Origin of the sequence: Alysiella crassa DSM 2578 (assembly GCF_000745955.1) — a bacterium.
GTDB classification, from domain to species: domain Bacteria; phylum Pseudomonadota; class Gammaproteobacteria; order Burkholderiales; family Neisseriaceae; genus Simonsiella; species Simonsiella crassa.
Map to the genome: position 1 here is coordinate 54788 of NZ_JQKH01000006.1, position 22713 is coordinate 77500.

Below are 22713 nucleotides of genomic sequence, written 5' to 3' on the forward strand. Positions count from 1 at the left end.
TCAGCCAATTTCAACTTTTATTTTAGTGAACCCTATGTTTTCCTTTGCAAAACGCGTTGGCACACTCCTATTAGGTGCGCTATTGGCATTGCCCACTTGGGCGGCAGAGCTGCAATTGCGCGTGATTGAAACCAGCAATGTGCAAGCACAATTGACCGATTTTGACTACGACCAAGATAAATCCAATCCCCAACTAGGCTACACACGCACTGCTACTTTGGTCAAAAAAGCCCAGCGTGAAGTGAAAAACCATGTCTATGTGGACAATGGCAATATCTTGCAAGGTTCAGCCATCGGCGATTTTATGCTGACCAAAGGCTTGGAAGTGGGCGAAATCCACCCCAGCTATTTGGCATTGGAAAAAGCAGGCGCAATGGCGAGTGTGGTGGGGGAACGTGAATTTGCTTACGGTTTGAATTATTTGGATAAAGCCATCGCCACCTCCAATGTGCCTGTGTTGAGTGCCAATGTGTTTGATGCCAACACCAAAGCACCGCGTTACAAACCTTATTTATTTAAAATCATGGATTTGGTGGACACGCAAGGCGAAAAACAACGCATTAATGTCGCGTTTCTTGGTTTGACTTCGCCCAATGTGTTTCACAATAGCCAACAGGATTTACGTGGGCAGATTTTAATCAGCGATGTGGTTTTGACCGCGAAAAAATATGTGCCTTTGCTCAAACAATTGGGCGCGGATGTGATTATTGTCCTAAACCACAGCGAAGCCCATCAAAACGCCTTGTCGCAAATAGATGGCATTGATGTGCTGCTGAATGCAGGCAGCCTGAAAGCCTACGGCAGCGAAATTGGCACGATGGATTTATTGTTAAACAATAATTCAGGCAGATGGCGCGTGATGAATAAAACATGGGCAACACGCCCCTTGTTCAACCCAGAAACGCAAAAAGCCAATGCTGGCAACAGTTGGTTAATGAAATGGGTGTTGCGTCATTATCATCGTTCCACCCGTCAATTTATGGCGCAACCTGTGGGCAAAGTGGCGGAAAATTTGTACAGCTATTTGTCTTTGGTGCAAGACGATTCTGCCGTGCAATTGGTCAATGCGGCGCAAAAAGATTTTGTGCAACGCCAATTGGCAAGGCAGCCTGAATTAGCAAAATTGCCCGTATTAAGTGCCACTTCGCCCCTGAAAACAGGCAAACAACACAGCAATGTGTATGATTTCACCAAAATTGAACAGGGCGATGTGAGCCAACGCCAATTGGCGGATTTGGTGGCGGCTGGCGAAAAAGTGGCGGCGGTGAAAGTGAACGGCGCGGAATTGAAAGAATGGCTGGAATGTTCCGCAGGCGCGTTTAACCAAATTCAGGCTGCCAGTAAAACAGCGCAACCTTTAATGAATTGGCAATTTCATTCACAGAATTTTGATGTGATTGATGGCGTGTCTTACCAATTTGATTTGGTACAGCCTGCGCGTTATAACCAAGATTGTCGTTTGGTGAACGCGAATAGCCAACGCGTGAAAAACTTGAGTTATCGCGGCAAATTGGTTGAGCCGAAAGCAGAATTTATTGTCGCCACCAATGAAAAACGCGCCAGCGAAGGCAAATTCGCAGGTACGGGCAAACAAAAAGTAGTGCTGAAAGGCGCGGTGGACACGCGACAAGTGGTTGGCGAATTTGTCCGCGCCCAAACGATGGCAAATGGCGTTGCCGAAACACGCGCCGATAAAAATTGGCAATTTGCGCCTATGAATGCCACCGTGTCGTTTGAAACATCGCCGAGTGAACGCGCGCGCGCCTACACCGCTTTGGAAGCCACGCGCCCCTATTTGTGGGTGGGGCAAGACGCCAAAGGCTTTGCGGTGTATCAATTTGATTTGGATAAATAAGCGTGCAGGCAGCCTGAAAACCCTGTTGTTTTTCTGCCAAACACGCTGCTGGAAATGGTCGCTGGCGACAAATTGCGGTATCATGCCCCTTTTTTGCTGGTGTGATACAAAATGGCTCCAACCACAATTTTACTGGTTCGCCCTGCCAATCGTTTACCCGAAGACGTGGCAATCTGCCGACAGTTTGGTTGGCAAGCGATACCGTTTCCGCCCCTGAATATTGTTCCCAATGATGACAATATTTACGAATTACCCGATTTAATTTTACAATCCGATGCCGTGTTTTGGGTCAGCCCCACCGCCGTGGAAACGGCTGGGCTAGACCTTTCAGGCTGCCTGAAACCGCATATAGCCGTAGGCACTGCCACCGCCAAAGCCCTGAAAAAATCAGGCGCGGCGTGGGTTTGGTATCCCGAAAATGGACACGACAGTGAAGCCGTGTTGGAATTGCCGATTTGGGCAAAATTGCCGCACGATGCGCGGGTATTAATTGTAAATGGTGGCGCGAGTCGTCCGCATTTATCGCAAGAATTAACATGGCGTGGTTTTCAGCCGCGCAATTGGGAAATTTATCACCGCGAAGAGCAAGCCCTTGATTGGACTGAATTTCGCAATAAACGCCCCCATTTTGCATGGATAACTTCGGCGCAAATGGTGGATATTTTGTTTCAACAAGTGCCGATGATACTCACGCAAACGCTAAAATCCTTGATATACTTCACCCATCATGAACGGATTGCGGCGGCTTTAGAAGAAAAAGGTGTGGCACAAGTTAGGGTGGTAAAAAATTTAGCCGAAGGGCTGGATAAATACAGCGTATAATTTGCCCCTACTACAACCCTGTTTTTTCAGGCTGCCTGAAAAACTGTTTGTTTTGATTTTGAAAATTTTTTTATCAATCATGCTGTTTGGGCTGATGTGTTTTCCTGTGGGAGAATCCATCGGCTATCAGCGTTGGCTGCTGCACGGCATGTGAGCGGCACATTTGTTCAACCCGAAATAGGTACAACATATCATGTCCGATAACCAATCTTTTGATAAACCAGCGGAAGTGCCGATGACACAGCCTGCGCCTGTTGCGCGTAACACGCCCACCGCAGCCAATCCCTATCCACAACAACAACCCATAGTCATAGAGCGTTCAGGCGGACGCGGTGCGGCAACGGGTGCTTTGGTGTTGTCCGTATTGGCATTGGGTGCGAGTGGTTATTTGTGGGTGGAGGGGCGCAATGTTCTGAAACAGCAAGAAACCATCGTGCAAAATGCCTTGCAAGACGCTGCTTTGGGTGAAACAGATAATGCACACAGCCTGAAATTAGCCTTGCAGCAACAAGAAAAATTGAATCAAAGCGTGATGGCTTTGTCCAAAGACCAAAATGAAGACCATCAACATTTAGCCAATATGCAGCGCAGCTACAATGAGTTACTCAAAGGGCGCGTGAATTGGTTGGTGGACGAAATTGAAGTTACCCTGAATGTGGCTTCGCAGCAATTATTGCTGTCGGGCAATGTGCCTGTGGCGATTTCGGCTTTGAATACGATTGAACAGCGTTTGAAACGCTTTGACCAACCCGAATTGATTGCCATCAAAAAAGCAATTGCCGATGATTTGAGCGATTTGCGTGCGCAAGGCGGCAATTATTTGGACGTGTCCAGTACATCGCTGAAAGTGGACAGCTTGGAAAAAGGCGTGGCGAGTTTGCCATTGGTGGTGGACAGCACTTTGCAGCCTGCCAACAATGAATCCGTGCCTACCGCCAATGACGCTGATTTCTGGACACGCACATGGGACAAAACCGTGGGCATGGTTAAAGGTATGGTGGAAATTCGCAAATTAGAAAGCAATGACGCCATGTTATTGTCGCCCGAACAAATTTATTTTGTGCGTGCCAATTTGCGTTTGCGTTTGCTGGACGCGCGTTTAGCCTTGTTGCAGCACAATAATGAAATTTATAAGAAAAACTTGGACGAAGCCAAACGCACAGTGGAGCAATATTTTGATACGCAATCCCCCACCACGCAAGAATGGCTGAAAACCTTGAGCGAATTGAATAATCAGCAATTGCAAATTGTGTCCGACACTGCTTTGAGTCGCAGCCAAACGGCGGTACGCAATTACCAAACACAAGCAGAAACGGAAAAACAACCAATTTCTATGCGTGAAATTGAAGCGCGTTCTGATGTGATTTTACCGTCTATCGTGGACAATCCGTCTGATACCGCAAAAGTGGCTTCTGCACCTGTGGCAGAGAAGGTTCAGCCTGCCTCTGAAGTGAAAGCGACGGATAAACCTGTTGAAAAATCTGTGGAAAAAGCGGCTGAAAAACCTGCTGAACAATCAGAAGTGAAAGCAGCAAGTGGCGGCTCTTCTGAAGTGTCGGCGGCTTTGGCTGGGGCAACGGGTATGTCTGCTGCCAAAGTTTTAGCAGATAAATTATCTGCCAATAAAGCCGCTTCCGAAGCCAGCGCAGCCAAAACCACCGATGAAAATAAATCAGAGAGCAAATCAGATAAAGACAAATCTGATAATAAATCATCTGATAAATCAAGCGATAAAACCAATACCAAACCCAAAACGTCTGACAGTAAAAAAGCGGATGAGAAAAAATCAGAAAGCAAAAAGGCGGATTCGGTGGGAAAGTCCAATCCTTGAGTCGTTTGCGTGAGCCAGCGGCTCGCTCGGTGGTTCAACAAGCACCGAAACCATTGGCACGCTCTGTCGTGAAAGCGAAAGTGGAAACGCCAAAGGTGGAAAAACCTGCACCAGCGAAAAAGGTAATGGAAAAACCTGTGGCAAAACCCACAGTACGCGTTGCCCCAAAAACGGAACAAGTACCGAAACAGATTTTCAGGCAGCCTGCAAAAACTGCCCAACGCGTTCAAACCACGCCACGCAGTGTGCAGACACCTAAAAACACAACATATCGTTTGATTATCAAAGAGCCGTATATTGAATAATGCGGCACCAACAGAATAGGGAGACCGTGAATGAAAGGTCTAATTTGGATTATTATCTTATTTGCGGCGGCGGTTGGCTGCGCATTATTGATACAGCATTTCCCCGGTGATGTGTATGCACATGTCGGTAGCTACATGATACGCATGAATGTGCGGCTTTTTGTGGTGGGTTTGATTATTACCATGATTATGCTGCATTTTTTGCTCAAATTTATCTTTGGTGTCTTGGCGACGCCTGGGAAAATGAGCCGTTTTGGCAGCAGCCGTAAAAGCCGTAAAGCATTGGAATCTTTAAATGAAGCGGGTGTGGCGTTTTTTGAGGGACGCTACCAAAAAGCGGCGTCAGAAGCAGCAAAAGTATTGTCTAATCAACATGCTGGCGACAATCGTGTTTTGGCATTGATGATTGCGGCGCAAGCCAATCACCGCATTGGCGAACAAGGTAAACGCGATGGCTATTTGAAAGACATGGAAACACATTTGCCAGCCAAAGCGCAATTGCCACGCTATTTGTTGCAAGCGGAAAGCGCGATGGCGCGTAAAGACTATGTTTCTGCAGAAGAAAGTTTGACGGCAGCCGCACAGTTGGACAAAAATTTGCCTGAAGTGTTGGGTTTGCAATTGCGTTTGGCGGTGGCAAAAAATCATCCTTTGGAAATTTTGGAAACGGTGGATAAATTGCAAAAAGGTTCACATTTGGCAATGGAAGAAGTGTTGAACTATCGTGGTATGGCATACCGCCGTTTGGTAGAAAATGCGGCAAATGCGAAAGCTTTGAAAGAGGCGTTAAATCGCATTCCAAATGAGATGAAATCTGGCGATTTGTGTGTGGTGATTGCGGAAAAATACGCTGCTTTGGGTTTGCATCAGGAAGCGGCGGCATGGGTACGCAGCTATTACCCGCATACGCATCATGTTGATTTATTGCATGTTTTTGCCAATAGCGTGCGTTATCTGAACGATACGGAACAGCGTAAAGCGATTGATATTGCTGATGGCTGGCTGAAAAGCAAACCCGATGACGCGGAATTGTTGTCGTGCTTGGGCGATTTGGCGATTACCAAGCAGCTTTGGGGCAAGGCGCAAACGTATTTGGAAGCCAGTATTGGTATTAAACCGACTGCTCATGCGCGTTTGGCATTGGCGAAAGTGTTTGATGAAACGCAAGCGGTGGGTGCTGCCGATGAGCAACGCCGTTTGGTGTTGGGCGAAATGGCGCAGTAAGCCTATTTTGTTTTCAGGCTGCCTGAATAGGATAAGTTTTCAGGCAGCCTGAAAATCTGTTTTTGAGATTTGATGGATTTGGGACTGGATATGTCTAGGGAAATTTTGCCCCACATTAAAGCGGGGATTTTGTCGGAAGCCTTGCCGTATATTCGCCGATTTGCGGGGCGTACTTTGGTGATTAAATATGGCGGCAATGCGATGACCGAACCTGAATTAAAACAAGGGTTTGCTAAAGACATTGTGTTGCTGAAATTGGTGGGTATTAACCCTGTGATTGTGCATGGCGGTGGGCCCCAAATCAATGAAATGCTTGAAAAAATCGGAAAAATCGGCGAATTTGTACAAGGCATGCGCGTAACCGATGGTGAAACCATGAATATTGTGGAAATGGTTTTGGGCGGTCAAGTGAATAAGGAAATTGTGTCGCTGCTGAATGTGCATGGCGGCAAAGCGGTCGGCATTACGGGGCGCGACAATCATTTTATCCGCGCCAAAAAATTGACGGTGGACACGCCTGAACAAAAATCGGTGGACATTGGACAAGTTGGCGAAATCGCCAGCATGGATTGTACGCTGATTAAACAAATGGTTTCAGCAGGTTACATTCCTGTGGTCGCGCCGATTGGCGTGGGCGAGCAGGGCGAGGCGTTTAATATTAATGCGGATTTGGTGGCTGGGCGATTAGCAGCAGAATTGGGCGCGGAAAAATTGGTGATGATGACCAATATCACGGGCGTGATGGACAAATCGGGCAATTTATTGACTAATTTAACACCACAAGATATTGATTCTATGGTACAAGATGGTACTTTATCAGGTGGCATGTTACCAAAAATTTCGTCTGCGCTGGAAGCGGCGCAAAATGGCGTGAAAGCGGTGCATATTATTGATGGGCGCGTGCCGAATGTGTTGCTGTTGGAAATTTTCACCGATGAAGGGATTGGCACGATGATTTTGGGCGATAATCCCACCGTTCAGGCAGCCTGAAAATGAGTTTACAAGAAAAATTTACTGAAGAAACTGTGCTTTGGGTGAAACGTCATTCGCCCAAATTGATGACTTTTGCCATTACGCGCCCTGAAAGTTACCGTTTTGCGGCGGGGCAATTTGCGCGGTTGGGGTTTCGGGAGGGGGCTGGTTATATTTGGCGCGCCTACTCGTTCACATCTGCGGAATATGCGGACACACTGGAGTTTTTTGCTGTTTTGATAGAAGACGGTGCGATGTCGGCGAATTTGGCGAATTTGCAAGCCAACGATAAGATTTTATTGGATAAAACCGCACAAGGCTTTTTCTTGCCGCAGCGTTTTCCTGATGGGCGTGATTTGATTATGTTGTCCACAGGTTCGGGGATTGCGCCGTTTTTGTCTATTTTGCAGCAGCCTGAAATTTGGCAGCGTTTTGAAACATTGGCGTTGGCGCATTGTGTGTCGTATAATAACGATTTGATTTTCAACCAACAAATAAGTGATTTAGCAGAACACCCGCTAATTGGCGAATTTGCCCACAAACTGCGTTTTGTGCCGATGACCACGCGTGAAAATGATGGGGATAATCTGCATTTCAGGCTGCCTGAAAGTATCCAAAATCACGCGTTAGAACAAGCATTTAATCTGCAATTTACGCGTGAACACAGCCGCTTTATGATTTGCGGCAACCCAGCGATGGTGCAAGACACGTTCCAAACGCTGTTGAATTTGGGTTACGCCATGCACCGCAATAAAGTGGCGGGGCAGATTATGATGGAAAACGGTTTTTGAGTTCAGATAACTGATAAAATATTTTGAGTTAAAACATAAGGAATTGACAATGCAACATTTAATTATTGACTTTGAAAAAGTGCAACCTGCCGATTTGGATTGTTTAGATGCGGACAGCGTACACGTTTGGTTGTTTTTGGGTTCGGAGCAACAGGAAACTTTGCCTTTGCGCTTGGTGGAGTCATTGTGCCGTTTTGGTAAAAAAGTTCATTTTATTCATGTGCATAACAATGCGCCGAGTGCTTTGGATTTTTACTTGAGTTTTTATTTGGGTAAAATCATTGACCACGACCGCGATGCGATTATCGGCATTTTGTCGCAAGACAGCGGCTACGATGTGTTGGTGGAACACGTTCAGCAAAGTTTGCAAGCGAAACACATTTTGCGCGTATCCAGCTTGGCGGAATTGCAAGAGCGTTCTCGTGAAATCAACGCGTTCCATCAGCCTGCGGAGGTAAACAGCTCCCCTTTTGCTTCTCTGGTGCAACCAGCGAATAAGCTCGCTGCACCAGCCGCCCCCGTTGCGGAAATCGTAGCCGAAACCGTTATGCAAGCAGAGCAATCTATTGATTTGGTAGATAAATATTATCCGAATATTTTGACCGCGATGAGCGCGAAAGACGCGTATCACCCACGCCGCCGCCGCAATTTGGTGGCCAATATTCGCCGCTATGTTTCGCAAAGCGAGCCGACTTTAAACCCTGATTTGCAAACAGAATTGGCGGAGCGAATTGTGGTGCGTTTGGAAGAAAATCAATTGATTACGGCAATTGATGATGGTTTATTGAGCTATCATTTTAATCAGGAAACTGAAGAAGCGTAATTTTTATTTTTAGGAAAATAAAACCGTTACCGTGTTATCAGGTAACGGTTTTGTGTATTTTCAGGCAGCCTGAAAATATAGTGGATAAGGAAAACAATGTTTAAAACCGCTAAACAATTCACATTTGACATGGCACACATGCTGGACGGACACGATGGCAAATGCCAAAATTTGCATGGGCATACCTATATTTTGCAGGTGGAAGTTTCAGGCTGCCTGCACGAAGAGGGCGCGAAAAAAGGCATGGTGATGGATTTTGCTGATTTGAAAGACATCGTGAAACAGCATATTTTGGACAAAATGGACCACGCCTTTATTTACGACACCACCAGCGCACGAGAAAGCCAAGTGGCTGATTTATTAAATCAATTAAATTCCAAAACCTATGGCATTGCCACACGCACCACCGCCGAAGAAATGACACGCCATATTTTCAACACCTTGAAAATAGAAGCGAATTTGCCTGTGAGTTTGGTGCGTTTGTGGGAAACGCCGTCTTCTTATTGTGAGTATGCCGAATGAGCAGCGAACCGATTTACCGCATTGTGGAAATTTTTGAAACGCTGCAAGGCGAAGGCTATAACACGGGCATGCCCAGCGTGTTTATCCGTTTTGGCAAATGCAATTTGGCGTGCTATTGGTGCGACACGAATTACAATGAATTTGGCGCGATGAGTTTGACGCAAATCATGACAAAAGTGCATGAATATTCAGCGAAAAACATCATCATCACAGGCGGCGAACCGACCATACAGCCGCAGATTGAATTATTATTGAATCAATTAAAATCAGAGGGTTATTTTTTAGCGATTGAAACCAATGGTTTGAAAGATGTGCCGCCGCAGATTGATTATATTGCCACCAGCCCCAAGCGTTTGTATGCCGAAGCGTATGAAAAACGCTGCCTGAAACAGGCTGATGAAGTGCGAATTGTGGTGGATAATGATGAAATTTTAGCATTTTGTGAACATATTGAGCAAAAAATTGCCGCAAAACGCTATTATCTGTCGCCGTGCGAAATCAATGGCGAGATGAATATTTTGGCGACCATCACGGCATTGGGGCAATTGAATGCGCGTGTGGGCAAACCGCATTGGCAATTGAGCATTCAGACACATAAATTGTGTGGGATTGAGTAAAATATTCAGGCAGCCTGAAAATATGTTTACAGGCTGCCTGAATCATCAATTAAATCAAAAAATTAAACTTCATCTTCAACTTTGCTGCGAATCACCAATAAAGGCAAAGTGGTTTGGCGCATCACCGTTTCGGCGAAACTGCCCATCAGCAAGTGCATTAAACCTGTGCGTCCGTGCGTTCCCAAAACCAGCAAATCTGCATTTTGTGTAGCGGCGTATTCTACTAATTCATGCGCCATGTCTTTCGCGCCTTTCACAGCCACCAGTAAATGCGTTTGCACATCGGCAACGCCCGCTTGTTTTGCCAAATTTGCGCTTTCTTCCAACACGCTGTTTCCATTGGCAATTGCGGCGGCTTCATAGCTTTCGTGTTGCAAAAATTCAGGTGCCAGCGTCATGTATTCGGTTGGGTTGGCGACGTTTACCAAAGTCAATTTAGCGGCACTTAATTTTGCCAAACCAGCCGCGTGGTTCAACGCGTTGAGTGAAGTGGTGCTACCATCTACTGCGACAACTAAATGTTTATACATAGAAAATCTCCTGTTTGGGATTTGTGTAAACTTGTGTTTACGAAACGCAGTATAATCCAAATTCATCAATTTATAAATAGGATTTTTATGAACGAAAACGAATATTTGCGCCGATTTGGGGGCATTGCACGATTGTATGGCGATGTGGGTTTGGCGAAATTGCGACAGGCGCATGTATGTGTGGTGGGTGTGGGCGGCGTGGGTTCGTGGGCGGTGGAGGCTTTGGCGCGGAGTGGGGTGGGGAAACTCACGCTGATTGATTTGGATAATATTGCCATTTCCAATGTAAACAGACAGTTACACGCGCTCACGCCCGATTTTGGCAAAGCCAAAGTTCGCGCTTTGCAGGAACGGATTGCGCACATTAATCCTGATTGCCAAGTGATTGAAATTGAAGATTTTGTTGATGAGACTAATTTGGCGGACATATTCAGCCAGCCTTACGATTTTGTGATTGACGCGATAGACCAAATGCGCGTGAAAGTGGCGATGGTTAATTATTTTGTTAAACATAAACAAGCATTTATTATTAGCGGTGGCGCAGGCGGACAGCGCAATCCCGCCCTGATTGAAACCGCCGATTTGTCGCAAACCACGCACGACCCGCTTTTGTCCAATCTGCGCTACACGCTGCGGAAAAAACACGGTTTTGCGCGTGATGGTAAAATGCGCGTGCCGTGCGTGTTTTCGCGTGAACAGATTACGCCGCCGCAAATTCAGGCAGCCTGCGACACGGATACCACCGCACCACAAGGCTTATCTTGTGCGGGCTATGGCGCGAGTATGCTGGTAACGGCGAGTTTTGGTTTGCATTGCGCCACCGCCGCGATTGAGCATATTGTGAAGTAGGTAAAATAATTTTCAGGCTGCCTCGCAGTACACGACAATTTTTGCAATAACCGTAAACCTGTTCCCTCCCCCGCAAGCGTGAGAGGGGACAGATTTCAGGTAAGCTAAATGTTTTGGGTGTATTTTCAGGCTGCCTGAAAGCCAAATTTCCAAAAAATAATATGAATAAAAACAATACCATTGCCTATATTTTTGGGCAACCCGTAACCGATGTGCCGCAGGATTTGTTTATTCCGCCAGACGCGCTCAAAGTGGTTTTGCATAGTTTTGAAGGTCCATTAGATTTACTTTTGTATTTGATTCGTAAGCAAAATATTGATGTGCTGGACATTCCAATGGTGAAAATCACCGAGCAATATTTAAGCTATATTGCCCAAATGGACACACAACAGCTTGATTTAGTAGCGGAATATTTGCTGATGGCGGCGGTGCTGATTGAAATCAAATCGCGCCTGCTCTTGCCCGCGCCCGAACACGCAGAAGAAGACGATGAATTTGACCCACGCGCCGAATTGGTACGCCGATTATTGGCTTATGAACAAATGAAATTAGCCGCGCAAGGTCTGGACGAATTGCCACGCGCTGGGCGTGAATTTGCGTGGGCGTATTTGCCTTTGGAAGTGGCGATGGTGGTGCGGCAGCCTGAAGTGTATCTGATTGATTTAACACAGGCTTGGTTGGGTATTTTGTCGCGGGCGCAACACACGCGCAGTCATGAAGTGGTGCAAGAAGCCGTGTCGGTACGCGAGCGCATGGCGGCAGTATTGCGCCATTTAAATGCGAATAATGGCGAGACTGTATTCAGTCAACTTTTTGATGTGAATAAGGGCGTGGCGCATGTGGTGGTGAGCTTTATTGCCTTGCTGGAATTGGTGAAAGAAGGTTTGGTGCGATTTCGGCAAGATGATGACTTTGGAGAGATTTTTGTATTCAGCCATGCCAGCGAAGACGATTTGGGGACGGAAACATGAATTTTGCATTAGACGCGCTATGGTGGCGATTGACTAATCCGCAAGTGCGTGATTTGGCGAGTATTTTGTTTGCCCCACCTTTGTGGCAAACGGGCTGTGAATTGCCTGTGCGCGATTTGGTGGGCGAACACGGTTTTCGCTATTTAATTGATTTAAATGATAATCCTGATTTCAGGCTGCCTGAAGATTGCGCCCACCCACTATTGGGGAAATATGCCGAAAATGTGTTGGCGTTTTGGTTGGCGAATGCGCCGCATTGTCGTTTGTTGACGCGCAATGTGCAGCTTTTTAATCAGCAAAATCAATCTATTGGTGAATTGGATTTTATCGCAGAAATTCATGGTCGCTTGTATCATATTGAATTGGCGTGTAAATATTTTAGCGCGACTGATGGGCAGCCTGAAAACATGGTTGGCTTAAATCATTCTGATACTTTATTGAATAAAATCAGTAAATTAAATCAACAATTAAACACTCATTTGCCCAGCGAATGGCAAACGGCGCAGCGTGTGAGCGTGGTGCGTGGCATGGCGTTTTCGCATTCAGGCAGCCTGCAAATTGGGGACGTGTTTGCGCCGAATACTTGGGTGGGGCGATTAATTTCGGATTGGGAAGATGATGATTTTCAAGAGAAATATTGGTATCGCTTGCCTAAAAATGGTTTACTATCACCTGCACGTGTTTCAGGTAGCCTGAAAATGACGGCGGCTGATGTGGGGAATGATGATGGTTTGGTGGCGGAATTAGCATTGCGACCAGATGGTTATTGGCATGAAATTCAACGATTTATGTTACGAAAATAGTACTGCCAAAGTAATGAATCTTACCTAATTCTTTTGACTTATTTTCTCTGCTTTCAGCGTATTCCATCTGGTATGGGAAGCAGAGTATGATTCAGGCAGCCTGAATCTTTTGGATAATTTATGATGAACCTAACCGACCCATTTAATCGCCGATTAAGTTATTTGCGTTTATCGGTTACCGATTTGTGCAATTACCGTTGCACCTATTGCTTGCCCAACGGTTACCAAGGCAAAGCCAAACCCAATGAACTCACGCTGCCTGAAATAGCGACTTTGGTGGCGGTTTTCGCACAAAATGGCACGCGCAAAATTCGTTTGACGGGCGGTGAGCCGACTTTGCGCCGTGATTTGCCCGAGATTATCGCCATGTGTCGCGCACAGCCCGAAATTGAGCACATCGCGCTGACCACCAACGCATTTAGATTGGGTAAGCTGTTTCCGCAGTATCGCGCCGCAGGTTTGGATAAATTGAACGTGAGCATAGACAGTTTCAATCCCGAAACCTTTTACCAAATCACAGGCAAAGACGAATGTCGTCATATTGTGGCAGACGTGGAGCAAATTTTAGCGGATGGATTTTATAATATTAAAATCAATAGCTTATTATTAAAAGAACACATTCAAGAAACCCTACCTGATGCGCTGGATTTCATCAAAACGCGCCCTGTTACCCTGCGTTTTATTGAAGTCATGCAAACGGGCGACAATGCCGCATTTTTCAACGAACAACACATTTCCGCCACGCAAATTGAAAAAAATTTGATTCAACAAGGTTGGCAACTGAAACCGCGCCACGAACACGATGGACCTGCGCGTGAATATTATCATACTGATTTTTCAGGAAGTATTGGTTTTATCGCGCCATACAGCAAAGATTTTTGTAATACTTGCAATCGTTTGCGTGTAACCGCGCAGGGCAAAATGCACTTGTGTTTATTCGGTGGCGTGGCGTATGATTTGCGCGATTTTTTGCGCCGAGACGACCGTGTGGGCTTAACTCAATTTTTGCACGAAACCATGTTGCTCAAACCCGAACATCATTATTTGCACGACAAAAAAGTCGGCTTAATCACCAATTTATCCATGACAGGGGGCTAAATCCATGAATACCAACACACATTATCCCGATAAAGACAATCCCTTTAAAAAACCTGCGCCTGCGTTTCGTCCGCTCAATTTCCATATTTTGACCGTAACCGACACGCGCACGGCAAAAGAAGACGGTAGCGGCAATTATTTGGCAGAAGCGGTTCAGGCTGCCGAACACATTGTTTTTTCGCGTGATTGGGTGCGCGATGAATTGTATGACATTCGTGCCAAAGTATCGGTGGCGATTGCCGACCCCAATATTCACGTGATTTTGGTAACGGGCGGTACGGGTATGTTTCCACGTGATGTAACGCCTGATGCGGTGGAATTGTTGTTTGACAAAAAAATTGACGGTTTTGGTGAAATGTTCCGCGCGGTGTCGTTTGAAGAGATTGGTATGTCCACGATTCAATCACGCGCCATTGCGGGCATTGCGAATAAAACGCTGATTTTCTGTTTACCAGGTTCTATGGGGGCGTGTCGCACGGCTTGGGAAAAAATCATTCAAAAACAACTCGACCCGCGTATTGAAAGTTGTGGTTTTACCCGCGTGTTTAATATGTGGGATAAGCAATAAATTTCATGAATAATCCCTTATTGATTTTATGCGGCGGACGCAGTTCGCGCATGGGGTCGCCCAAACCGCTTTTGCTGTATCGTGGGCAAACGCTGATTGCACGACAAGTGGCTGATTCCATTGCTCATCGCCCTGTGTGGTTGGCTTCAGACGGCACGATTTTCCCCAATACCGATGGCGCAACTTACCTTGCCGATTATTTGCCTGATAAACAAGGGGCTTTGTCCGCCATTTTGTCTGCGCTGATTTTGGCAGAAAAACACGGTTTTTCAGGGGTTTATGTGATGTCTTGCGATACTTTGTGGTTGCCTGAAAACATGATTGCGCTGCTGAAACCACATACACAAAATCCCATTTTTGAACAAGGGATAAGCATTTTTCAAGACAATGGGCAATGGTTGCCCTTATTGGGATTTTGGTCGGTGGTGGTTGCAGGCAGCCTGAAAGATTGGTTAGACAGTGGTAATAAGCGCGTGCAGCATTTTGTGAAACACAATCCACACCAAACCATTGATTTACCAAAAGAATGGGCGAAATTGTCCAATTTCAATACGCCAGATGAATTTGAACAGGCGGTTTTGGCGGCAAATCAATTTCAGGCAGCCTGAAATTTAAATAGAGAATTATATGAATCAAATTACACACTTAAATGAACATGGGCAAACACACATGGTTGATGTGTCCGACAAAAGCACCACGCAACGCATGGCAATTGCTGAAGGCAGAGTGTTTTTCCCACCTGAAATTTATCAACAGATTCAACAATCTCACGGACAAACCGCCAAAGGCACAATTACCGAAATCGCCCGCATTGCGGGGATTATGGCGGCAAAAAACACCGCACAAATCATTCCCTTGTGCCACCCGATGATGTTGGAAAAATGCAAATTAATGCTTGAATATCAAGATGATAATTGCAGCCTAAAAATCCGCGCCGAAGTGGGCATAACCCACAAAACAGGCGTGGAAATGGAAGCCCTGACCGCCGTATCCGCCGCCGCGCTAACCGTGTACGACATGACCAAAGCATTGAGCCACGATATTGTGATTGGCGAGATTCGTTTGGTGCATAAATCGGGTGGCAAACGATTGTTTAATCGGGAAAATTAAATTTTTTCAGGCTGTCCGAAATTGTTTTATGAAAGAAAATATGTTTAAAAAAATCAATGTGTTGTATTTTGCTATTTTGCGTGAACAAGCCCAAAAAGAGCAAGAAATCCACGAAACCCACGCACAAACCCCTGCTGAATTGTATGCAGAATTGCAGGCTGCCTACGCTTTTGATTTACCAAAAGAAAGATTACGCGCAGCCGTTAATCACGCTTTTTGTGCGTGGGATACGCCTTTGAATGACAATGATACGGTGGCATTTATCCCACCTGTTTCAGGAGGCTAAAATGTTTGATATTACTGAAGAAAAAATTGACCCCAATGCACTGCGCGAACAATTGACCCAAGCGGCAAACTGTGGCGCGTTTACCTGTTTTGAAGGCTGGGTACGCAATCACAATGATGGCAAAAGCGTGGATTATTTGATTTACACGACTTACCCCGAATTGGCACACACGCAAGGCAATGCGGTTATTGAGCAAGCAAAACAACAGTTTAAAATTGAAAATGCCGTTTGCGTGCATCGCGTGGGGCGGCTGGATATTGGCGATATGGCGGTATGGGTTGGCGTAACGGCTGGACATCGTGATGCGGCATTTGCGGCGTGTCGTTTTATTATTGATACAATTAAAGCCGAAGTACCGATTTGGAAACAGGAGTTTTACAGTGATGCGGGCAATCAGGCGGCGTGGTTGGCGAATCCTGAAGCATTATAAGATTTTGTTTTACAAATAAATCAGGCAGCCTGAAAACCTTTCAGGCTGCCTGTTTTTCACATTAACGCAATTTTGCGCCAATTTTCTCTGCTGATTCAATCAGTTGCTGCACAATCGGCTCAACCGTTTCATCATTCAACGTGCCGTCATGGCTTTGCAACACAATTTTAACCGCCAAAGATTTGTGGTTTTCAGGCAGCCCCGCACCACGATAAACATCAAACAATTCAATCTCTTGAATGTAATCCGAACGCACTGCCCACAAAGCCGCTTGCAAAGTCGCAAAATCCACATTTTCAGGCAACACAAACGCCAAATCACGGCGCACAGGCTGGAATTTGGAAATCGCCTGATAGCGCGTTTTTTCGCTTGCCAACACCGCCGCCATGTCCAATTCAAACAACAAAGGCGCATTGGGCAAATCGTATTTTTGCAACCATTTTGGGTGCAATTCGCCGATAAAGCCGACATTTTTGCCACCAATCAACACATTTGCGCTGCGTGTGGGGTGCAACGCAGGGTGTGTCGCACGCACATATTCAATTTGGACATTTTGTCCAGATAACACGCTTTCCACGTCCGCTTTCACATCGTAAAAATCGGCAGCACGCGCTTTTTCGCCCCATTGTTCAGGCAGCACCGAACCGTAAACCAAACCGCCAAGTCGTTCATTTTGCACAAAAATACCGTTTTCTTTGCGGAACGTTCGCGCCATTTCAAACACGCGCACACGGTTTTGTTTGCGGTTCAAATTGTTTTGCAAAACCTCAATCAAACCGCCAATCAGTGTAGAACGCATCACCGAATATTGCGCCGCCAATGGGTTCTGCAAACGGATAGGGTCTTGATTATTCGCAAAATCTTTTTCCCAATCCTCATTCACAAAAGCATAGCTGACAATTTCCTGAAAACCACGCGCTGCCAATTTTTGCGATACGCCAAAACGCGGATTTTTGTTTTCAGGCAGCCTTAACATCGCCAATTTGCCCGAAGTGTAATCGTCTGGAATGTTTTCGTAGCCGTAAACACGCGCGATTTCTTCAATCAAATCTTCTTTTCTTTCAATATCATAGCGGAAAGAAGGCGCGGTAACGGTAAAACCGTTTTCATTTTGGACAGGATTCAAACCCAATTTGTCCAAAATTGCCTGAATTTGCGCGCTGGCAATCGCCACGCCCAGCACTTTTTCCACACGCTCGGTGCGAATGGACACGGTTTGAGGTTCAGGCAAAATGCCTTTTACTTCAACGATTTCGCCAGCTTGACCGCCACAAATCGCCAAAATCAATTCGCTGGCGCGTTCAATCGCGTCTCGTTGTAATTGGTAATCCACACCGCGTTCAAAACGGAAGGAACTGTCTGAACCGAAACCGTATTGTCTTGATTTTCCTGAAATGATTTCAGGTGTGAACCACGCACTTTCCAAAACCACATTTTTCGTTTCATCGGAAACCGCGCTGGACGCACCGCCCATCAAACCTGCGATGGACAAAGCCTGTTTCTCGTCCGCAATGACCAATGTATTATCTTGTAAAATCACGGTTTTTTCATTCAAACACGCCAAAGTTTCGCCATTTTGGGCGCGGCGAACGTGCAGGCTGCCTGAAAGTTTATCCGCGTCAAAAACGTGCATGGGCTGACCGATTTCCAACATCACATAATTGCCGATGTCCACCAGCGCGGAAATGCTGCGAATCCCTGCGCGTTCAAGGCGTTGCGTGAGCCATTTGGGGGATTGGGCTTGCGCGTTCACGTTTTCAATCACGCGCGAAATGAAACGTCCGCAATCTTCGGGCGCGTCAATTTGCACGGCTTGTGTGCGCTTGCTTTCAGATTGAACCGATTGAATTTGTGGGAAATTCACTTCGCAACCCGTCAAAGCCGCCACTTCACGCGCCAAGCCTTTAATGCTCAAACAATCGGTGCGGTTGGGCGTGATTTTCAGCGTGAAAATGGTGTCGTCCAAATCCAAAAATTCGCGGACATTTTGTCCAACGGGCGCGTTGTCGTCCAAAATCAGCAAGCCGTCCACGTCTTCAGGCAGCCCCAATTCTTTGGCGGAACAGAGCATGCCGTTGGACACCACACCGCGCATTTTGGTGGGCTTGATTTTGAAATCGTTGGGCAACAGCGCACCGTCCAGCGCACAGGGGACTTTAATGCCCACGCGCACATTGGGCGCACCGCAAACGATTTGCAACAATTCGCCTTTGCCCACGTCCACTTGGGTAACGTTCAGGCGGTCGGCATCGGGGTGTTTTTCCACCGCTTTGACTTCGGCAATGACCACGCCCGAAAAATCGGGGGCGGCTGGGGTGGTTTCTTCCACTTCCAGCCCTGCCATGGTGAGCAGGTGGGCGAGTTGGTCGGCACTTAAATTGGGGTTGGCTTGGGTTTTGAGCCATGAGTAGGGGAATTGCATAATTTGTAATATCTTAAAAATTAAAAGTTAAATTGATGAAGATTGCATGTTAAATTTTAAATTATTTAATTAAACACAATCCTGATTGTGGGTAGCTAATGGAAACTTCTGGTAAATCAGCTTGTATTTTCTCAACCGCTTGTTGAAAATAATTTTCACTAATTTCACAAGCAGTTAATTCTAATTTAGCGATATAGCACGCAATAGCAAGTGTCCCACTTCCTAAATGTGTATCTAAAATTTTATCACCTTGTTTAGCATACATTTTTAACAACCATTGATACAATTCAATAGGTTTTTGTGTTGGATGAATTTTATTACGATTTTTGCGTACACTAAACCGAAAAATTTTAGATGGCTTATCTAATGATGACCATGCCATTTCTGCCATAGCAAAATTATTTAATGTTTCGGGTTGATTTTTATCCCAAATGATAAAACCTTTATTGTATTCACTTCTCAACCATAATTCACCAAAATAATTTCCACCCCAAATAATTTGATTTTTGGATACACGAAATAATTCATCAAAATAGGCTTGATTTGGTTTAATATCCCATTGTGAATATTCTTTCATATTGAATTTATAATCTCCCCCGCGTTTGGTTTTATTCAAAATACCATAAGGCGGGTCTACAATTGCTAAATCAAAATATTGGTCAGGATATCTAGACATTAATGTCATGTTATCTTCATTTGAAATTGTTATCATGAACTATGAACTTCCATTGTTGTATTACTTGCAAATTGTCCAATGGTTAAATTAGAAATTTCCATACTGATATCTTTGCCTAAATGATTAACAATGATTTCATCAAAGTATTTAAAATCTATTTCGGGTAAATGTGTTCTGTTAATCAAACAATTGTACAAAAATTCTGCAAATGTATTGGCGCGAATAATCACAATCGGACGCTTGCGAATATCAGATAAGACAGCAGGCACATAACGTGGTGTAACCACAATAGTATAATCTGCCTGAATTTTATTTTGATGTTCTTCTAATCGTCCCGCATTGATGCTTGATAATTTGTTTTTTGTGGATTTGGCTTCTACCGCAAATTTTTTCTTTTTTGTAATATACAAACATTCTAAATCTGTATTACCTGCACCACCAATTTTTTTAGCTTCTACGTTATAAAACAAATTAAAGCCCATTTCTAAAACATCTTCAAATAAATAGGCTTCTAAACCATCATTGTTATCAGCATATTGTTCAATTAATTTCGGTAATTGCAATAATTCATATGCTGTATCATCTTCAAGCTCACCAATCTCTTCTAATAATTCTTTTGGATAGAAGCTGTAAATTTCTTTAATGACATCAATTTTCAGACGTTCGGGGTCATTTGATTTAAGCGGCTTTTCTGTAAATGGGTAGGCATTTTGTAATTTTTGGACAAAAGGACGGAGTTGTTCAGGAATAATAATTTCACTATATGTTACTTTACGATATGTTTCCGTATTACCATGTTTTAAGCGACAAATTACACTACCTTCAGTTTTTTGTAGAACACCTACACTGTCTAATGCTGCAGAAAGATAAGATTCCCATTCATGTGCTGCATTAACATAGTCATGGTCATGCCTACCCTTTGTAGTTAATTTTTGACTAATTTCAGTTGCAGACAATTTCCTTAAAGTTAAAAGTTCTTGAACTAAATCATCATAACTTTTTTGATTGATTTGTTTGATAAATGAAATCAAACAAACATATTCAAATGAGTACAATTTATTACCTAATCTTTCATCAGATAATAATTGAAATAATAATCTCATCGGGTAAAGTTGAATACTTTCATTAGTATCAATATAGGGGTGTGGGAATGGCATTGCCCATAACATTGTAATAAAGATTTTTTTAATGTATTCATCATTCTCCAAATGTTTTAAAAACAGATTACCCAATGGGCTGAACAAGAATTTTTGCTTATTCTGCCCATAAATATCACGATAACCAAACATATAAAATGACAATACTTTAATTTTATGTGTTGTAGCATCTAATGATTTACCACTACTACGCCTACGATATATCCCTTTATTTTCTAATATTTCAGATAATTTTGCTTTGTCATCTACTGAAATATCGGAATTAACTTTTAAAATACCAGCCAATTCACATAATGTATTGAAATTTTGTAGACCTTTGTCTATTACCCAACCTGAACGTTCAGTTTTCATATTTATTTTCCTATTTGTGCGACAATTTTTTTAATTAATAAAGGTGGAATACATTCTCCTATACAGCGCCTTATCAGTAATTCTGGCGTATTATCAGGAATATGCCAATCAATTGGTAGCGAAGTTAAAAGCATTAATTCCAATGGGGTTAACACTCTCGCATCCGAATATGTACCATCAGGTAATGGTCGTCCAGGATGTACATTTAATTGAGAGCTGATGGCGTCATTACGAATCGTAATAGTAGGAGCAGGACTATCCCAATCTATACGATGATATGTTGTATTGTAACTTTTTATTTTTTCACCATTTTTCTTTTTGGGATAATGCTCTATATTATCAAAAGCGGATTTTCCTGTAGGTGTATGTTTTAACCAAGTAATATGATTAGAATCATGTTTTCGTGCAAAATGCCACTTTACATTAGATTTCTGTCCAGCTTCTATACTGGGTAGAAAACCAATCGCTTGTTGAACAGAAACAGTTTGCACTTCTTTTTCAGGTAGTCCCCATTTTGTAAAATGTTTATTCATTTGAATAATAGCGCGTTTACGACGTTGAGCAACACCATAATCTGCTGCATCAAAAACATGGGCTTGGATATGATATTCATGACCAAACAAATCTTGCAAAATTTCTTTTACTGTTTGTAACATATTTTTATAAGGTAACCTAATTTTCAAAAATAGGGGAACATTTTCAATTAAAACAAATGTTGGACTTTTTACTTGAATAAACTCAATAACCCTAAATATCAAATGGTTGCGTTTATCACCTAGCATATCTTGAATATTGCGATTTTTTCCCGCAATACTCATACCTTGACAAGGTGGGGAAGCAATTAAAAAGTCTAATGTTTTAGGTGTACTTTTAATTAATTCTGCAAAAACTTGTTCATCTAAAATATCCCCAGTAACCATATTGGTTTCAGGATATAAAGCACGATATAAATCAGCACGTTCGGGGATTAGTTCATTTGCAGCAAGAATATCAATTCCCAATTCTTTTAAATAAGTTTCAGCAATTCCAGCACTAGAAAACAAAGATATACCTTGCATTTTATTAAATACTCTTAAAAAAGGATTATATTAAATATTTTCAGGCAGCCTGAAAACTCAAACCAACACCGCAATCAAAACATAAGCGCCAATCGTGCTGATTTCCAACGCCAAATTTTCCCACTTGTTCCGAAACGGTGCGAATGCCCCAGCCAAAATCACGCTAAATAAACCTGCTAAAAAAGCCCATTCAGCGCGCGCCAGCCACCATTCGCCCATTGCCTGATTGTCGCCCAATCCTGCTTTAAAATTAAAATGGTGCAAAGATTGGCGTTCGCAATAAGTGTGGGCAAACAGGGCAGCAATCGCTACAAGGTAACAAAGCATGAGCAAATGGGTGCGTTTCATTTTTCAGGCTGCCTTTCAGTACACGACAAAAAATCGGACGACCTGTTTTGGGTTTGAAAAATAGTCCAAAGTTGCCATCATCAACATGGCAGCTTTGGCAAGCTGCTCTAAACCAACACGAAAAATACCTTGCGATAAACGTTCATGAGATTTAGGCTTAATTGGATTAAGCGCATGTTGCCAACGCCCAATGACATAAGCCCAAGCCAATGTAACTGCCAGAATCGCAAACAACTTTTCCATTTTAACAGGGTCAGTCATGTGCGTGGCTTCCAAGTCAAAACCGCGTTTTTT

Annotated in this window: 26 protein-coding genes and 1 pseudogene; 20 read left to right on the top strand and 7 right to left on the bottom strand. The window is 44.1% G+C overall.

Going from position 1 to position 22713, the window contains the following annotated elements; genetic code table 11:
- Nucleotides 1-34 precede the first annotated feature (34 nt).
- The 11 genes from Q338_RS01615 (at nucleotide 35) to Q338_RS01660 (ending at nucleotide 9762) form a co-directional block, all read left to right on the top strand.
- A complete protein-coding gene (locus Q338_RS01615) occupies nucleotides 35-1855 on the top strand; it encodes a 5'-nucleotidase C-terminal domain-containing protein (RefSeq protein WP_051968397.1) in 1821 nt (606 codons plus the stop codon).
- 111 nt (nucleotides 1856-1966) lie between these two features.
- Complete coding sequence (locus Q338_RS01620; RefSeq protein ID WP_034291350.1) at nucleotides 1967-2677, top strand: uroporphyrinogen-III synthase; 711 nt, start codon at nucleotides 1967-1969, stop codon at nucleotides 2675-2677.
- 1 nt (nucleotide 2678) lies between these two features.
- Nucleotides 2679-2831: a hypothetical protein gene (locus Q338_RS14295; protein ID WP_156961022.1), complete on the top strand. Its 153-nt coding sequence runs from the start codon at nucleotides 2679-2681 to the stop codon at nucleotides 2829-2831.
- A 39-nt stretch (nucleotides 2832-2870) separates the two neighbouring features.
- Entirely contained in the window at nucleotides 2871-4508 is a 1638-nt protein-coding gene (locus tag Q338_RS01625; protein ID WP_051968398.1) for a uroporphyrinogen-III C-methyltransferase, read from the top strand.
- The gene (locus tag Q338_RS01630) at nucleotides 4505-4813 is read left to right on the top strand and encodes a hypothetical protein (RefSeq protein ID WP_034291352.1); all 309 of its coding nucleotides are present in this window, start codon (nucleotides 4505-4507) and stop codon (nucleotides 4811-4813) included. The genes Q338_RS01625 and Q338_RS01630 overlap by 4 nt, the downstream gene beginning before the upstream one ends.
- 30 nt (nucleotides 4814-4843) lie before the next feature.
- Nucleotides 4844-6037: a heme biosynthesis HemY N-terminal domain-containing protein gene (locus tag Q338_RS01635; RefSeq protein WP_034291354.1), complete on the top strand. Its 1194-nt coding sequence runs from the start codon at nucleotides 4844-4846 to the stop codon at nucleotides 6035-6037.
- Nucleotides 6038-6127: 90 nt separating this feature from the next.
- On the top strand, nucleotides 6128-7027 hold the full coding sequence (gene argB / locus Q338_RS01640; protein ID WP_034291397.1) for an acetylglutamate kinase: 900 nt from the start codon (nucleotides 6128-6130) through the stop codon (nucleotides 7025-7027).
- Between the two features lie 2 nt (nucleotides 7028-7029).
- A complete protein-coding gene (locus Q338_RS01645; protein ID WP_034291356.1) occupies nucleotides 7030-7800 on the top strand; it encodes a ferredoxin--NADP reductase in 771 nt (256 codons plus the stop codon).
- A gap of 49 nt (nucleotides 7801-7849) precedes the next feature.
- On the top strand, nucleotides 7850-8623 hold the full coding sequence (locus Q338_RS13630) for a PIN domain-containing protein (RefSeq protein WP_051968399.1): 774 nt from the start codon (nucleotides 7850-7852) through the stop codon (nucleotides 8621-8623).
- 96 nt (nucleotides 8624-8719) lie between these two features.
- Nucleotides 8720-9145 carry a 6-carboxytetrahydropterin synthase QueD gene (queD, locus tag Q338_RS01655; RefSeq protein WP_034291357.1) on the top strand — a complete coding sequence of 142 codons (426 nt, stop codon included), beginning with the start codon at nucleotides 8720-8722 and terminating at the stop codon, nucleotides 9143-9145.
- A complete protein-coding gene (locus Q338_RS01660) occupies nucleotides 9142-9762 on the top strand; it encodes a 7-carboxy-7-deazaguanine synthase QueE (protein WP_034291359.1) in 621 nt (206 codons plus the stop codon). The genes queD and Q338_RS01660 overlap by 4 nt, the downstream gene beginning before the upstream one ends.
- Before the next feature lie 62 nt (nucleotides 9763-9824).
- Here the strand turns inward: Q338_RS01660 and Q338_RS01665 are convergent, their stop codons facing one another.
- A complete protein-coding gene (locus Q338_RS01665; protein ID WP_034291360.1) occupies nucleotides 9825-10292 on the bottom strand; it encodes a universal stress protein in 468 nt (155 codons plus the stop codon).
- A gap of 87 nt (nucleotides 10293-10379) precedes the next feature.
- Between Q338_RS01665 and Q338_RS01670 the strand changes: the two genes are divergently transcribed.
- The 9 genes from Q338_RS01670 (at nucleotide 10380) to Q338_RS01710 (ending at nucleotide 16407) form a co-directional block, all read left to right on the top strand.
- Nucleotides 10380-11141: a tRNA threonylcarbamoyladenosine dehydratase gene (locus Q338_RS01670; RefSeq protein WP_034291362.1), complete on the top strand. Its 762-nt coding sequence runs from the start codon at nucleotides 10380-10382 to the stop codon at nucleotides 11139-11141.
- 161 nt (nucleotides 11142-11302) lie between these two features.
- The gene (locus Q338_RS01675; protein ID WP_034291364.1) at nucleotides 11303-12112 is read left to right on the top strand and encodes a segregation and condensation protein A; all 810 of its coding nucleotides are present in this window, start codon (nucleotides 11303-11305) and stop codon (nucleotides 12110-12112) included.
- Complete coding sequence (locus tag Q338_RS01680; protein ID WP_034291365.1) at nucleotides 12109-12915, top strand: DUF1853 family protein; 807 nt, start codon at nucleotides 12109-12111, stop codon at nucleotides 12913-12915. Before Q338_RS01675 ends, Q338_RS01680 begins: the two co-directional genes overlap by 4 nt.
- Before the next feature lie 123 nt (nucleotides 12916-13038).
- Nucleotides 13039-14013 carry a GTP 3',8-cyclase MoaA gene (gene moaA / locus Q338_RS01685; RefSeq protein ID WP_034291367.1) on the top strand — a complete coding sequence of 325 codons (975 nt, stop codon included), beginning with the start codon at nucleotides 13039-13041 and terminating at the stop codon, nucleotides 14011-14013.
- A 4-nt stretch (nucleotides 14014-14017) separates the two neighbouring features.
- Complete coding sequence (gene moaB / locus Q338_RS01690) at nucleotides 14018-14581, top strand: molybdenum cofactor biosynthesis protein B (RefSeq protein WP_034291369.1); 564 nt, start codon at nucleotides 14018-14020, stop codon at nucleotides 14579-14581.
- Nucleotides 14582-14586: 5 nt separating this feature from the next.
- On the top strand, nucleotides 14587-15189 hold the full coding sequence (gene mobA / locus Q338_RS01695) for a molybdenum cofactor guanylyltransferase (protein WP_084693450.1): 603 nt from the start codon (nucleotides 14587-14589) through the stop codon (nucleotides 15187-15189).
- A 19-nt stretch (nucleotides 15190-15208) separates the two neighbouring features.
- Entirely contained in the window at nucleotides 15209-15691 is a 483-nt protein-coding gene (gene moaC / locus Q338_RS01700; RefSeq protein WP_034291370.1) for a cyclic pyranopterin monophosphate synthase MoaC, read from the top strand.
- Between the two features lie 40 nt (nucleotides 15692-15731).
- Complete coding sequence (locus Q338_RS01705) at nucleotides 15732-15977, top strand: MoaD/ThiS family protein (protein ID WP_244773608.1); 246 nt, start codon at nucleotides 15732-15734, stop codon at nucleotides 15975-15977.
- A 1-nt stretch (nucleotide 15978) separates the two neighbouring features.
- Nucleotides 15979-16407, top strand: coding sequence for a molybdenum cofactor biosynthesis protein MoaE (locus Q338_RS01710; protein ID WP_051968400.1), 429 nt, complete (start codon nucleotides 15979-15981; stop codon nucleotides 16405-16407).
- Between the two features lie 61 nt (nucleotides 16408-16468).
- Here Q338_RS01710 and pheT read toward each other — a convergent pair whose 3' ends face one another.
- The 6 genes and pseudogenes from pheT to Q338_RS14730 all read right to left on the bottom strand — a co-directional run.
- Nucleotides 16469-18829: a phenylalanine--tRNA ligase subunit beta gene (gene pheT, locus Q338_RS01715; RefSeq protein ID WP_034291376.1), complete on the bottom strand. Its 2361-nt coding sequence runs from the start codon at nucleotides 18827-18829 to the stop codon at nucleotides 16469-16471.
- A 61-nt stretch (nucleotides 18830-18890) separates the two neighbouring features.
- Nucleotides 18891-19514, bottom strand: coding sequence for a DNA methyltransferase (locus tag Q338_RS01720; RefSeq protein WP_244773610.1), 624 nt, complete (start codon nucleotides 19512-19514; stop codon nucleotides 18891-18893).
- A 23-nt stretch (nucleotides 19515-19537) separates the two neighbouring features.
- Entirely contained in the window at nucleotides 19538-21013 is a 1476-nt protein-coding gene (locus Q338_RS01725; protein WP_034291379.1) for a hypothetical protein, read from the bottom strand.
- A gap of 2 nt (nucleotides 21014-21015) precedes the next feature.
- Nucleotides 21016-22071 (bottom strand): DNA (cytosine-5-)-methyltransferase, encoded by a 1056-nt coding sequence (gene dcm, locus Q338_RS01730; protein ID WP_034291381.1) that lies wholly within the window; start codon nucleotides 22069-22071, stop codon nucleotides 21016-21018.
- 57 nt (nucleotides 22072-22128) lie between these two features.
- Nucleotides 22129-22419: a hypothetical protein gene (locus Q338_RS01735; RefSeq protein ID WP_034291383.1), complete on the bottom strand. Its 291-nt coding sequence runs from the start codon at nucleotides 22417-22419 to the stop codon at nucleotides 22129-22131.
- Nucleotides 22420-22434: 15 nt separating this feature from the next.
- A pseudogene (locus Q338_RS14730) lies at nucleotides 22435-22713 on the bottom strand (hypothetical protein); the annotation flags it as partial.